Source organism: Streptosporangium sp. NPDC020145 (assembly GCF_040631275.1).
GTDB lineage: Bacteria > Actinomycetota > Actinomycetes > Streptosporangiales > Streptosporangiaceae > Streptosporangium.
In genome coordinates, this window is the sequence record NZ_JBEXZT010000020.1 from 1 (window position 1) to 12,882 (window position 12,882).

Consider the following 12,882-nt stretch of genomic DNA (forward strand, 5'->3'; position numbering starts at 1 on the left):
CGCAATCACGAAGGATCACGCGATGGCCGTCCTCATTCACGGCGCCACGCCATCTAGCTGGGGAAACTCATACACCACGTCCGTGGACGCAACCCCGGTGAGGGTGGTTCGTGGGGTGCCGTCGGCTTCCCAGGTTCGTACGGTTCCGTCGTGGGAGGCGCTGGCCAGCCAGGAGCCGTCAGAGGAGATCGCCACCGCGTTCACTCCACCGATGTGGCCGGTCAGGGTGGCTCGCCAATGACCGTCGACTCCCCAGGTTCGCACCGCTCCGTCCTGGGAGGCGCTGGCCAGCCAGGAGCCGTCAGAGGAGATCGCCACCGCGTTCACTCCGCCGATGCGGCCGGTCAGATTCCGGCTCGGGACAGAGTCGCCATTTTCCAGCATGGGCGGCAGCGGAAAAAGCACAGGATCGGTAAGAGAATATCGATGCCTGATCTGGTCCCGTAGATGGGGAAGAACGCTGAGGTGGGCCAGCCGATTGCTCCTGCTCAGTTTCGGCGATTCGAATGTGCCCAGCAGATGCCCAACCCGAGCGATCAGACGATGTGTGTCCGCCGCCTCGGCCGATTCGCAGCGGGTCAGATCGGTTTCCAGAGCCAACGGGCCTGCCTGGTCGAGTCTGGCCAGAATCCACCGGACGTCACTCACCAGAAGACCCAACTCCGCCTTACACCGTCCCTCACCAAGGTGGTAGGCCAGGTGATCCCACAGGAAGTGTTCCGCCGGGAGCCGCCACCACGCCCAGCCCCCGTTGTTCTCTTCGCCGTCGGCACCATTGCGGATCAGTGAGCGTGCCTCGCCGATCAACAACTGGTTCGTCGCCATCTGACGATGAGGGCCCAGGCCATGTTCGGAGTGGGCAAATGCCCTCACAACGTCGTGCAGTGCTATGACCCGTTTGTTTCCGCCAACCCAGCGTAATGACAGCAGGGATAATCCGACCAGATCCTCACAGAGCCGATGTGACTGTTCGACGTTCAACCCCGCCGTCGCCTGCCACAACAGCGTCACCATCTCCAGGGGGATGTCGATGTCCTCGGCGAAGATCCCCAGCTCCAGGAACCGTTCCCGCTGATCGTTGTCCAGGGCCTCCAGGCTGTAGTCGATCGTGGCCTTGACCGCGGTCTCCCGCTGGCCGCTGTCGGTGATGTCCAGTGCCGCCGGACCGGCTCGGCGCAATCTGTCAACGACCTGCTCAGCGGCCACGTTCACCGCGGCGCCTCGCTCCACGTCCTCCAGCAGACGGGCGTTGACCAAGGTCAGCAGCAGCGGCCATCCGCCCGCCACCTCCAGCAGTCGCCACCGCAGTTTCGGATGCATGGCCGGCAGGTCGCGGCCCAGCAACTGCGCCGCCACGGCGGGCGTCATCGCGTTCACTTCGATCTTGACCGAGCCAGGCGGCAGCGTCCGCGGCCGGTGGGTGGTGACCAGCAACCGTGACTGTCCCGCCACCGACAGGAACGGCTCAAGCTGGGCGCGGGTCCAGACATCGTCGACCACCAGCAACGTCCGCCCCTGCTCGGCCAACAGATCCGCCAGGTGATGGGACAGCTGTCTGACATCGGTGATCTGCGGGCGTTTTCCGGACACCGTTTCGCAGATACTGCCGACCAGTTCGGCGCCCTCGGCGCCGGTGCAGTCCTGTCCGAGGGTCACCCACACGATTCCACCGGTGAAGTGCCTGCGCACCCGACGGTCGTGGCAGGCCGCCACCGCCAATGACGTCTTGCCGAACCCGCCGGCTCCCCACAGAGCGGTCGTCCCTCCCGCCGCACCGGTCAGCTCCCGTACCACCACGTCCAGTTCGTCGCGAGACACCCACCCAGGCGGCTTGGGCTGAACCTGGAACGGCGTCCCGTTGACACGCCGGTCGGCCAGCCGAGGAACCAGCCAGGTCAACAACACCGCCACGAAACTCGCCACGACCAGGCTGATGATCCAGATCGTATGGTGGTCGGTCACCATCGAGGGCAGGTAGTCACTGACCACATTGACCGGCAGGCCTACCGCGATAGTGAGAACGACAAGTGTCCCCGTGGCCGCCTCCGCGGCATGCTTGTTACGACTCTCACGACTGTTGCGACGAGCCATACTCCACCTCGACGATGGCGGCCCCCGTCCGGCCAGGCATCTGATTTCGGCTCCCAACATATCCAGCCGGAAGCTTCTGGAGGGAGCGATTCGCGAGAGCCGCAAAACAATGTCGACTGTTATCCATGAATCTGGAGCATGGCCGGAAGCTTTTCCGGCGTGGGTTTTCCAGCGGTGACGTGGCGCGGCCGCCTAACTGTGGCAGGCGATCGACGGACCGGGATTCCAGAGGTATTCAGAGCCGTTCCACTCTGTCCGATATTAGGCCGTCTGTGCCTTTAATCCCCAGGATCGCGAGAAGGTCGATCCCCGGCCTGGTAGTACCATTCCAAGAGATTCTTCGACCAGGCGAGACCGTTCGGAGTTCGAATTCCGCGTTTCGCGGCGATCCCTTTCCCGTACCGGTGTGGAACCGCGCTCAGATCGACGTACGGCCTGCGGACCCGGAGCGCCCCGCGGGAACTCTCACGTCCGATCACCCGACGCGCATTGACCCCCGCTGTCCCAACAGCCGAGTAATAGCATCCGGGCATGGACACGTCGTCTGATCTCGACCGCGCGTTGGAGAATCTCTACGCGGCCTTCTCCCCGTATCCGCTTCCAGCCAAGATCGACGTGTGCTACCACTGTGTGTCCGAGGAGCAGGTTCGCGCCACGCGCGAGGCACCCCTGCGGACGCTCACCGCGTCCGTGTTGGGACCGTACGCCAACAACGCCATGTCCACCTGGGGTGAGGAAGGCGAGTTCAAGCACTTTCTTCCTCGGCTCCTTGAGCTGCTCATCATGGAAGAACTCAACGGCTTCCTGTACGCGGACATCACGATGATGAGAATCGGCAACGCGTGGAAAAGCTGGAGGCGGCCGGAGCGGGAGGCGATCGTCGCCGTCTGCGACGCATGGTGGCGTCACACTCTGAACCACTATCCGCGCGGCGTCGACGTCATGATGATGATCGAGGCCCTCGCCGATGATCTGGGATTGGACCTGGCTCCGTACCTGGCCGAGTGGGAGTCGAACAGCACCGAGGCCGCGGCCCGCCACATGGCGTGGCTCATGAACGACTTCACCAGCAGCGTCGCCCACGACATCGAGTGGTACGCGCTCCTGACCGACTGGATCACCGGGCCGACACCTGCGACGATCATGGAACGCGCGTTCTTCGCCACCGGCTCGCCGAAAGTGCTCCAGGAACTCTTCGACGGACTCGAAAACCACCGCCTCTGGCGCGAGCACTGAGGCAGGCGCCTCGGACACGGATGCGAGCCACGATCGGGCATCGTCCACCCCTTGTCACGGACTGACCACCAAGGCCTGTTGGCCAGGAAGAAAGAGAGCACCTTTGAACGGCGACGTCACCATGCGGGCCCGGCGGGCCGTGAGCCGATACTTCGAGATGTGGAACACGGGTGACTCCTCGACGGCCGCCGAGATCCTGAGCCCCGACTGGATCGACCACGCCCATCCGGAGGTGGTCGGCGTCCAGGGAGTGCGCGAGGCGATCGAGCGGATCCGCACGGCACAGCCCGACCTGAGGTTCCAGATCGACGCCGTTCTCGGCGAGGGCGACCTCGTCGCCGCCGTTGGAGGCGTCGACGGGGCCGCACCCGGGCTGATCTGGCTTGTCCGGACGCACGACGGCAAGCTCGTCGAGATGTGGACCTACCGCGACAGCGGTGACCGCGGAAGGGCCGGAAATCCTGAACCTCTCGAAGAAGATTCGGCGTCCCGGCCCTCGCCGTGAGCCGGTTTCCGCCGGCGGTCAGCCGGAGGACGAACCGTTCGGCGCTTGACGGAAACGCCTCAGGTCCCGGCGGCTGTGGCGGTAGCGCAGGGTCGCCCGGTCGCCGTCAAGGATCAACGTCACATGCCTGATCAACGGGCCGCCGTGGCTGGGACGCAGGCGCAGGCGCAGTGTCTTCATGCGAAGGATCGGCCAGATCGGCCCGTTGTTCACGACCGCCTCCCACGCGGCCACCAGAACCGGCCGTATCTCCTCGAAACCTGGCAGGGGCCGTACCTCGCAATACGTGTGAGGAAAGTCGTCACCGGTCACCTCCAACTCCGCGACCGGCCTGCGTCCTCGTAACAGCACGAAAACCGTCATCGGGAATCCTCCAGACTCAAGCTCTCCCGCACGAGCGACGACCACCCGCCGGGGTCCTGCCTCGTCGGGACGATCGTGTCTCGTGACGGCCAGGACGACCACCGTCGAGAGCAGTACGGCCCCGCCGAGCAGGGCCAGGGCCGTGAGGCGCTCGCCGAGGAGGCACACCGCGATGACGGCCGCCGCCAGCGGCTCCACAAGCGTGACGATCGAGGCCGTGGTCGCGGGCACCGTCCGCAGCCCCGTGAAGAACAACCCGTACGCCAGGGCGCTGGGGAACAGCCCCAGGTAGGCCAGGAGGGCGCCGACCGTCATGGGGGCGCCCCGCTCGGGCAGGATCCCCAGGGCCAGCGCGAAGGGCAGCAGGCACACCGACCCGATGGCGAATCCGACCAGCGCGTTCCCGACAGGGTCGTCGCCGCCCTCCTCGGATCCGATCACCTGGCTGAGCAGTGTGGTGCCCGCGTATCCGACGGCGGACAGCAGTGCCAGCCCCACGCCGAGGAGAGGGGCGCGGGCCGCCGAGCCGGTGGCCGGGTCTCCTCCGAACACCAGCGCCGTCAGGCCGGCCAGCGCCACGACGATGACCAGGACCTTTCGGCCGCCGAGGCGCTCGGCCAGCCACAGCCGGGCGCCCAGGGCGACGAGAACCGGTCCGAATCCCAGGGTCACCACGGTGGCGACGGCGACACCGGCGAAGTTCACGGAGGCGAAGTAGGCCGTCTGGTAGACGGCCATTCCGGCGCCGGTCACGGTGAACCGCCACAGGCCTGACCTCAACCGGCCGACGAGGGAGGGGACACCCGGGGGGCGCGTCAGCGGCCAGGCCAAGGCGAGCGCGGCGGTGCCGCCGAAGAAGCGCCAGAACGACACCGTCAGCGGGTCGAGCCCGCTGGTCGAGTGGAGCACGGCGGCGACGACGCCGCCCGTTCCCCACGCGACGGCCGCCACGGCGATGTAGAACACGGCTCTGCCGATCGGCAGAGGACCTGAGTGAAGCACGATCATCTCCAGGGATCGCTGTCTCGACGGAATCCTCGGTCGCGGACAGCGAAGAGACACCCGGGTGTGATCAGCCGGGTGTGGAGACGCCGCCCGCTAGTGGGCGGGCGGCGGGGAGACGATCAAGTACATGACGGTGACTCTAACGCCTGCCGGTCAGCGGGCCGACGGGGTGGTCCGCATCCGATGACCACGGGCCGCCGACGCCGCACGGCTGACTGCTCGCGTCGTGGTGGGCCGGTGGTTCGTATTCGATGACCACGTGGCGCCGGGGTGGGTCAACGGTGGTCCGTACCCGAAGAACACGGATCGGATACGGACCACCGCGAAGCGTGAACCGGTCAGGGCATGGGACAGCCTCACGACCCGCCTCGCCGTACGAGGATCCGCGACGGCCTGACGATCGCGGGTGCGTCAGTTCGCGACGCGACCCTTCCAGGTGGGGTCGTCGACCGGGACGCACGGTCCGACCTGGCCGGTGATCAGGGACGCGGTCAGGCGCCACAGCATCTCGTACTTCTTCGTCTCGGCCGTCTCCTCCTGGTCGCCGGTGAACTCCAGCACCAGGGTCTGGTCCTGGCCGATGAGCAGGGGGTTGATGTCCAGGCCGCCCTTGACGATGCGGGCGGCCGCGTCGGCATCCGGCCCCATGGCCTTACCGTCGACCTTGCCCCTGCCCTTCTCGCACTGCTTGCCCGGGGGCAGGTAGCTGACGTCGGCCCGGACACCGGCCTCGTTCAGGTCCCGCTCCAGCTGGTCGACGTCCTTGAACTCGTGGATCTGCACGTTGACCGTGCCGTCGGCCTTCTTGTTCACGGCGTAGGCGGGTGTTCCCGTCCCGGTCAGCACGGGAATCGCGACCGCCGCCGCTCCGGCGACGAGAACCGCCGCGCCACCGGCGAACAACCGGCGGGTGAGGCGGCGGCGCCGTTCGGCGCGGTCCATGATCTCGGCCTTGAGGTCCATAAGCAGCTGCTCCTCGTATCTCATCCTGATGCTCCACTCATGACGAAGGGCAGGTTCCGCAGTGTCCGGCGGGCTCGGTGCAGGCGCACCTTGGCGGTGCTCTGCCGGATGCCGAGGGCGAGCGCGGCCTCCGTGACCGTGAGCTGGTCGACGACGACCAGTTCCAGTACCGCGCGCTCCCCCTTCGGCAACTCGGCCATGGCCGTGAACATCCGCCTGGCCTCCCGCTCGGCGTCTATGCGCTCCTCCAACGCGGCGACGTCGTCGGTGTCCAGATGACGACGTCCGCCGACCCGGTCCGTCAGCTGGTGCTGCCTGTACGCCCGGCGTCGTTCGGCTGAGATCGTCTTGCGGGCCACCCCGTACAGCCAGGCGATCTCGGAACCCAGGTCGGCCCGGTAGGTGTGGGCCGAGTCGAGGACGGCCACGAACACCTCGGCCACGAGATCGGCCACGGTGTGCGGGTCGTCGACGCGACGGGCGAGGAAGCGGGTGACCGCATCGACATGTCGCCGATAGAAGGCGTCGAACGCCACAGGATCTGTGGCGATCTTCGCCTGTTTGCGAAGCACCGGTCATGCTCCCTTCGTCGATTCGTCCCTGCTTGGTGAGAATCGAGAAGAAGGGTTACATCCGCAGGTCACAGACTCGCCGAACTTCCTCTCGTCGATCCTGCCGGGGCATGACGATGAGGGCATGCGGAGACGCGTCCTCACCCAGGCGGGCCTCGCCCTGTTCGTCGGCGCCATGGCGGGCATGCTCCTCTACTTCTGGCGGACCGACCTGGAGACGGCCGACCAGCGGGCCAGCGTGCTCGGTCTGTTCGTCGCCGTGGCCGGTCTCGCCCTGACGGTCCACGGAACGCTCCGCGACCGCCGTACCCCGGCGTCCTCGCTGGTCACCGGGGAGACCGTCCGGGCGGCCAGGGAGGCGCTCGGGCTGCTGGTCGCCGAGCAGTGGCGCGAGGAGTCACGGGTCCGCTCGCTGAGCGACCCGCACCCGATCCCCGTCCGCTGGCGGCTGACCGACGACGCCGGGTTGATGGACCATCCGCACCTGGTCGGGCCGGAGCCGCTGAGGTTCACCGTCTCCAGCGGTCAGGGGGCCGATCTGGCCCAGGCCTTCAGGAAACTGCACCGGCGGCGGCTGGTCATCACCGGCGGGCCGGGCAGTGGCAAGACCACCCTGGCCGTGCGGCTGCTGCTGGAGTTGCTCGACTCCGCCGCTCCCGGGGAGCCGGTGCCGGTGCTGGTGACCCTCACCGGCTGGGACCCCGCCGAGCGTCCCCGGCTGCATGACTGGCTCGCCGTACGGCTGGCACGGGACTACCCCGCGCTGACCTCGGCGTTCGGCGGCGGCGTCACCGGGGCGCTGGCCGGACAGGGACACGTGCTGCCCGTCCTGGACGGTCTGGACGAGCTGACCGGGGAGCACCGGGGCGCGGTGATCAGGGCGTTGAACGCCTCACTGGCCGACCGGGACGGGTTCGTGCTGACCAGCCGGGCCGACGAGCTGGCCGAGGCCGTGGCGGAGGCCGGGGACGTGCTCACCGCCGCGGCCGTCATCGCTCCCCTGCCGCTCTCCCCCTCCGTTGTCGCCGGGTACCTACGCGCCTGTCTGCCGCCGCGTCCCCGGCACAGCTGGTCCCCGGTCTTCACCGCGCTGGCCGAGGGCACGGCGCCGGGCCTGACGGAGGTCGCCTCGACCGCGCTCGGCCTGTGGCTGGTCCGCGCGGGCTACGTCGCCCCCGCCGCCGACCCCGCTCCGCTCACCGGCGCCCTCGCCCAGGACCCCGACCGCCTGCGGGCGCACCTGCTGGACCGGCTGATCCCCGCCGCCGTCGCCTCCCGGCTGACCAGCCGCGACCCGGCCGAGCACTTCCGTCCCCGCAGGGCCTGGGAAGCCGAACGGATGCGCGCCCACCTGGCCTACCTGGCCCGGTTGATGACCGCCGCCGACACCCGTGACCTGGCCTGGTGGCAGCTCGCCCGGCACACCGGCGCCGGACGGCTCCGTACGGGTTTCCTGGCCGGGGTCGTGACCTCGACGGTCGCCTGGGTGGTGATCGGGTTCCTCGGCCGGTTGGTGTACGGCGTCGCGTCCGGGGAGCCGAACTGGCTGACCTACAACGGCCGGGGGTGGTTCCTGTCCGGCGTCTGGTTCGGGCTGTTGTTCGGGATCGTGTGCGCGTTCAAGATCAAAAAATGGTGTCGGGAGACACCGGGCTCCCTGTCCGGCGGGACCCGGCCTCGCGGCGGGCGCCGCAGGGGCGGAACGTTCAGAGGAGCCGCGGTCGGATTCGTGCTCGGGGTGGCCGTCGGGCTCGGATACGGCTCCGCCTCCGGTGCCCCGATCCTGGCCACGGCGCTGTTCGGGCTCGTCATCGGCCTTCTGTTCGGCCTCACGTCCGGACTGGTGTACGGGCTCTCGTCCGCGATCGCCGTACGGCTTGAGGCGCCGACGGCCGGTACGGCGGGCACTCCGTTGTCGAGTCTGCGGGACGACCGCGCTCTCAATCTCGTCCGCCTCGTCGTGCTCGACGTCGTGTTCACCGTGCTGTTCGGGCTCGCCTACGGGCTCCTGCCCGGGGCCGTCCCCGTGGCGGAGCACAGGGTCGTGGTCGGGGTCGTGAGCACGGTGGGGGTGGCGCTCATGTTCGGGCCGCTGTTCGCGGCCTCGGTGGGGGAGCACCACGGGTGGCCGGCCTATCTGGTCGCCACCCACCGGCTCGCCCGCCGTCGTCTACTGCCCCGCGACCTGATGTCCTTCCTCGACGACGCGCACCGGCTCGGTCTGCTACGCACGGTGGGCCCGATCTACCAGTTCCGTCACGCGGCCCTCCAGGACCACCTCGCTTTATCGGCTGATAATCGGAAATAATGTTTTTGTCGCCATTACCATTTTCTGGTGCTTGAGCTGATCCTGGTGATGCTGATGGCGTTGGCGCTCGGCTCTGTGAGATTCGCCGTACGGTCCACTTCGAACGGCCGTCACACCCGTGTGTCCCGTTTTTACCTGCTCCGGGGTCTGGCTCTGTCGGCTTGCGCCTTCACGGTGCTGATGTACACCGTGTGGTCGACTCACGAGGACCAGCACTACGACGACTTCGGGTCGGCGATGATGGCGCTGCTGGCCGCGACGAGCGCCGCGGTGTTCTTCGCGGGTCTCGGCCCGCTCATCCCATGGCTGCTGGGATCCCTGGTACGGCACACGGTACGGCTGCCATCGCTGATGCGTCTGGCGGTCCGTGACCTGGCCGACAACCGGGTCAGGTCGGCCTCCGTCGTCACGATGACGATGGTGCTGACGGCCACCGCGGCCATCTTCATGACCGTCGCGGCTGCGGAGACGGCGCAGGAAAGGGTGAGGTATTTCCCGCAGGGGCGCCCCGGTGCCCTCCTGGTCGAGGTTTCCTCCGCGGAGGATGTGGCCGCCGTGCACGCGGCCGTCCAGCGGGAACTGCCCGGGGTGCCCATGGTGCGGAGCTTCCGCGCGGGCGCCTGGCACTTCATCCCGGACGTCGAGGATCTGGAACTGCCGGACTTCGAAGCCGTCACCCCGGTCGGCGTCTTCGGGGAGGGGGAACTGCTCCACTATCTGACCGGTGACCCGGCGACGCCGTACGACGAGAACACGGCCGTGGTGGTCACGTCCGACGACGTGAAGGCCGACACGGTGACGATCTCCTACGGTCCCCTTGAGGGGGCCGATGCGCTCTCGTCCAGGAACGTGCCCGCGATCGTCGTCAGGCCGACCGACCCCGAGGTGAAGGAGTTGTTCGTCCCGGCGAAGGTCATCAGGGATCTCGGCCATCAGCCGCAGCTGGACAGGCTGATCATCGACCCCTCCGCTCACCGTACTTCGCGGGCCGAGCAGGAGCGGATCGACCGTCGTCTGGGTGACACCGCGACCACCTACGTCGAGCGTGGGTTCGAGCCCTCCACCGGCTGGCGTCCCATCGTCGCGGTGGCGGTCGTCCTCGCCCTCGGCGCCGCGTTGTTCGTGGGCAGGGGCGGCCCTCGGACGACGCGGGTGTTGTCCCGGCTCGGCGGTGGTTCCCCACGGCTGTTCGCCACCTGCAGGGTGGGGATCGGTACGGCGTGCGGCACGGCGGTCGGCACGGTCACCGGATGCGTGGTCGGCCTGCTCCTGGCCTGGCCGTTCACCGCCCCGATCGAATGGGAGCCGGTACCGCGGGTCTCCTTCGAGACGCCATGGTTGTTGATCGCCGCCCTGCCCCTGGTCCTGTCCCTCCTGGCCGCGCTCATCGCCGCTCTCGCGCCGGTTCCTTCGAAGGAAGGGCCGTCTGGACGTCGCCTTTTCGGAAACCGGAACGTCACGGCTGGTTAGAAAAATAGCGTTTTTATGGCGAGTGAGATGTATTATCCGCTATATGGATTTCAGCCAGAGTAAATCCATCTATGTGCGTCACAATGGGAAAATTCGTATTGGTGGTGCCCTGGTTGACTACTGCGCCCAGCTCGTTAAGACGGATGCCGCCGCCAGGGCGCGAGCCCTCCGAGAGTCCATGGCGGCCATGGTCTCCGAGGTGCCGCAGATCGAAGGACCCCGTGACCCACGGGGGCGGGCGCCGAGAACGGGTCCGCTTTCTCGGGCCGTTCGGTTTCTTCCTCCCGGCGCTCGTGGGGCGGCCGAGGTGTCGGAGCTGTTGGAGCAGGACGACTGGGAGGCCGCTCTGCTCCTTCTTGAGGAGTCGGCCGAGGTGTCTCCCCAGCCGTCCGAGTTCTGGGACCTGCTGGCGGACGCGGCGCGCCTGCTGTGGCTTCACGACGATGCCCGGTGGTACGGCTGGCGGAGCGTCGAGGCCCGTGGCGGAGTCGTTCTCGCCGAGCTCCGTCTCGGGCCCAGGAGATCCCCCGTGCCTTCTTGCGGGCTGCTCCGTCCCATGTGGGATGTCGGTCGGACCACGCCCGACGGCGATCCCCTGCTCGGCATCGCGGGCCTCTGGATCGACGGGGTGAGGTTCCTGGAGCCGGGTGGCCGCGGGGCGGCGAGGCTGATTCCCCTGACCTTCGGGTTCTGGAGACATCTCAGGCCGGGTGATGTCGTCACCATGCACGAGACCCGGGACCCCGTCGGAGTGGCGAGGGTGACCGAGATTCGCCTGCCCGTGAATCCCGGCTGAGGGTGGCCGTTTATTGAAGGCGCGGGCCGTCGGTGGCCGGGGGTTATACCGTGAAAAGGCCAGAATTGTTTCGCGCCGTGGGGGAGGTTTTTTCATGTGTGGCAATGGATTTTCAGCGGGCGAAAAAGAACCGCGAGTTCTGGGGAACGGGCGATGAGCGAGGTCGTTTTCCGCATCCATGATCTGCCCGCCGCCGACCGCTTCTCCCGGCGCCGGGAGACGACCGACGGTCCCCTGATGCCGATGGCCATCCGCAGTGACCACGAAGGGACGTTCCATGCCGTCCTGCGTCGGATCAGCCTCGGGGCGCTGTACCTGTCGCGGCTTTCGTCCCCGCCGTTGCGGGCCTGGCGCACCGACGTGCTGATCCGCCGTTCCGACGCCGAGACGTACTGTCTCTCGCTGCCCCTGCGCGGCGGCAAGGTGCTGGACCAGGGCGACCGCCGGGTGACCGCGGGCCCGAGGGACCTGCTCCTCTACGACGCGGCCCGGCCCTTCCACACCCGGCTGCTGGCCGACGCGACCGGCAGCAACGAGAGCATGATCCTGCACATCCCCAAGGCGTTGATGCCGCTGCCCGCCGACTCTCTGGTACGGCTCACCGGCCGGAGTCTTCCCTGCTCATCCGGGGTCGGTGCCCTGCTGCGCCGCCACATCATCGAGCTGGCCCGGCACACCCCCGGCTACAGCGTCGCCGACGCCGCCCGGCTGTCCACGATCACTCTGGACCTGGTCGCCGCGACCTGCGCCCATGTCCTCGAAGCGGGATCCTCCCCGCAGGCCGGGTCGTCCGGCCAGGCGTTGCGGGCGCGCATCCACGCCTTCATCCAACGGCACCTGAGTGATCCGGCCCTCAACGTCGAGACCATCGCGAACGCCCACCAGATCTCCACCCGCTACCTGCACCGGCTGTTCCAGGCCCAGGGAATCAGCGTGGCCGCCTGGATCCGGCGTTGCCGGCTGGACCGCTGTCGCCGCGACCTGTCCGACCCGGCCCTGTGCACCGTGCCGGTCCACGCCGTCGCCACCCGTTGGGGGTTCACCGACGGCGTGCAGTTCAGCCGGGTCTTCCGAGCCGCGCAGGGTGTTCCGCCGGGGGAGTTCCGGCGCCGGGCGCTCGAAGAGCCGGACACCTACGCCGTGGAGTAGTGCGCTCCTGGCAAACGATTGAGCGCTCACAGTCAATGACGCCCCTGCTCCTTCGCTGCGAGCATATGTACAGGTGCACCTGATCGTCTCAGGCGGAAACAGGGGCTGTACGGCCTCCACCACGGAACGAAACGCGAAACGAAACGCGAAACGAAACGCGGAGGAACGCGCGGGCAATGGGGGTGGAAACCCGATCGGCGGAGGCCGTACGAAAAACGCCTGACATTTTGGGCGGCGTGGTCCGGCGTTTCTCGTGATTCGCCGGGCCGGTCGTTCACATGGCTCTCGGGAGGAGAGATGACAGTCACGCGGTCCGGCACGGCGGGGGCGGATCCGGGCCTGGCCGCCGGGGGTTCATGGAGGTCCTGCGACGGGATCGGCGGTCCGAAGCCGCCCGGTTCGTTGGAGCAGGAGGGGTAGGAGC

At 67.9% G+C, this 12,882-nt stretch carries 10 protein-coding genes; 6 read left to right on the forward strand and 4 right to left on the reverse strand.

Going from position 1 to position 12,882, the window contains the following annotated elements; genetic code table 11:
- Window positions 1-36 precede the first annotated feature (36 nt).
- Window positions 37-2,091 (reverse strand): NB-ARC domain-containing protein, encoded by a 2,055-nt coding sequence (locus ABZ463_RS28845; protein WP_362780846.1) that lies wholly within the window; start codon window positions 2,089-2,091, stop codon window positions 37-39.
- Between the two features lie 630 nt (window positions 2,092-2,721).
- Between ABZ463_RS28845 and ABZ463_RS28850 the strand changes: the two genes are divergently transcribed.
- Together ABZ463_RS28850 and ABZ463_RS28855 are read left to right on the forward strand one after the other, a co-directional pair.
- A complete protein-coding gene (locus ABZ463_RS28850; RefSeq protein WP_362780848.1) occupies window positions 2,722-3,327 on the forward strand; it encodes a hypothetical protein in 606 nt (201 codons plus the stop codon).
- Window positions 3,328-3,430: 103 nt separating this feature from the next.
- A complete protein-coding gene (locus ABZ463_RS28855; RefSeq protein WP_352014818.1) occupies window positions 3,431-3,832 on the forward strand; it encodes an ester cyclase in 402 nt (133 codons plus the stop codon).
- A gap of 18 nt (window positions 3,833-3,850) precedes the next feature.
- On the opposite strand, the gene ABZ463_RS28860 is transcribed toward ABZ463_RS28855, so the two are convergent.
- The 3 genes from ABZ463_RS28860 to ABZ463_RS28870 all read right to left on the reverse strand — a co-directional run bounded on the left by ABZ463_RS28860 (window position 3,851) and on the right by ABZ463_RS28870 (window position 6,735).
- A complete protein-coding gene (locus ABZ463_RS28860) occupies window positions 3,851-5,197 on the reverse strand; it encodes an EamA family transporter (protein WP_362780852.1) in 1,347 nt (448 codons plus the stop codon).
- Window positions 5,198-5,611: 414 nt separating this feature from the next.
- The gene (locus tag ABZ463_RS28865) at window positions 5,612-6,187 is read right to left on the reverse strand and encodes a hypothetical protein (protein ID WP_352014816.1); all 576 of its coding nucleotides are present in this window, start codon (window positions 6,185-6,187) and stop codon (window positions 5,612-5,614) included.
- Complete coding sequence (locus ABZ463_RS28870) at window positions 6,184-6,735, reverse strand: sigma-70 family RNA polymerase sigma factor (protein WP_352014815.1); 552 nt, start codon at window positions 6,733-6,735, stop codon at window positions 6,184-6,186. Before ABZ463_RS28870 ends, ABZ463_RS28865 begins: the two co-directional genes overlap by 4 nt.
- Window positions 6,736-6,859: 124 nt before the next feature.
- On the opposite strand from ABZ463_RS28870, the gene ABZ463_RS28875 reads away from it, so the two are divergent.
- The 4 genes from ABZ463_RS28875 to ABZ463_RS28890 all read left to right on the forward strand — a co-directional run bounded on the left by ABZ463_RS28875 (window position 6,860) and on the right by ABZ463_RS28890 (window position 12,458).
- Window positions 6,860-9,043 carry an NACHT domain-containing protein gene (locus ABZ463_RS28875; RefSeq protein ID WP_362780855.1) on the forward strand — a complete coding sequence of 728 codons (2,184 nt, stop codon included), beginning with the start codon at window positions 6,860-6,862 and terminating at the stop codon, window positions 9,041-9,043.
- Between the two features lie 27 nt (window positions 9,044-9,070).
- Window positions 9,071-10,513: a hypothetical protein gene (locus tag ABZ463_RS28880; protein WP_362780858.1), complete on the forward strand. Its 1,443-nt coding sequence runs from the start codon at window positions 9,071-9,073 to the stop codon at window positions 10,511-10,513.
- Window positions 10,514-10,820: 307 nt separating this feature from the next.
- Window positions 10,821-11,309 carry a hypothetical protein gene (locus tag ABZ463_RS28885; RefSeq protein WP_362780860.1) on the forward strand — a complete coding sequence of 163 codons (489 nt, stop codon included), beginning with the start codon at window positions 10,821-10,823 and terminating at the stop codon, window positions 11,307-11,309.
- Window positions 11,310-11,462: 153 nt separating this feature from the next.
- Window positions 11,463-12,458, forward strand: a complete 996-nt coding sequence (locus tag ABZ463_RS28890; RefSeq protein ID WP_362780862.1) for a helix-turn-helix domain-containing protein — start codon at window positions 11,463-11,465, stop codon at window positions 12,456-12,458.
- Window positions 12,459-12,882: the final 424 nt, after the last annotated feature.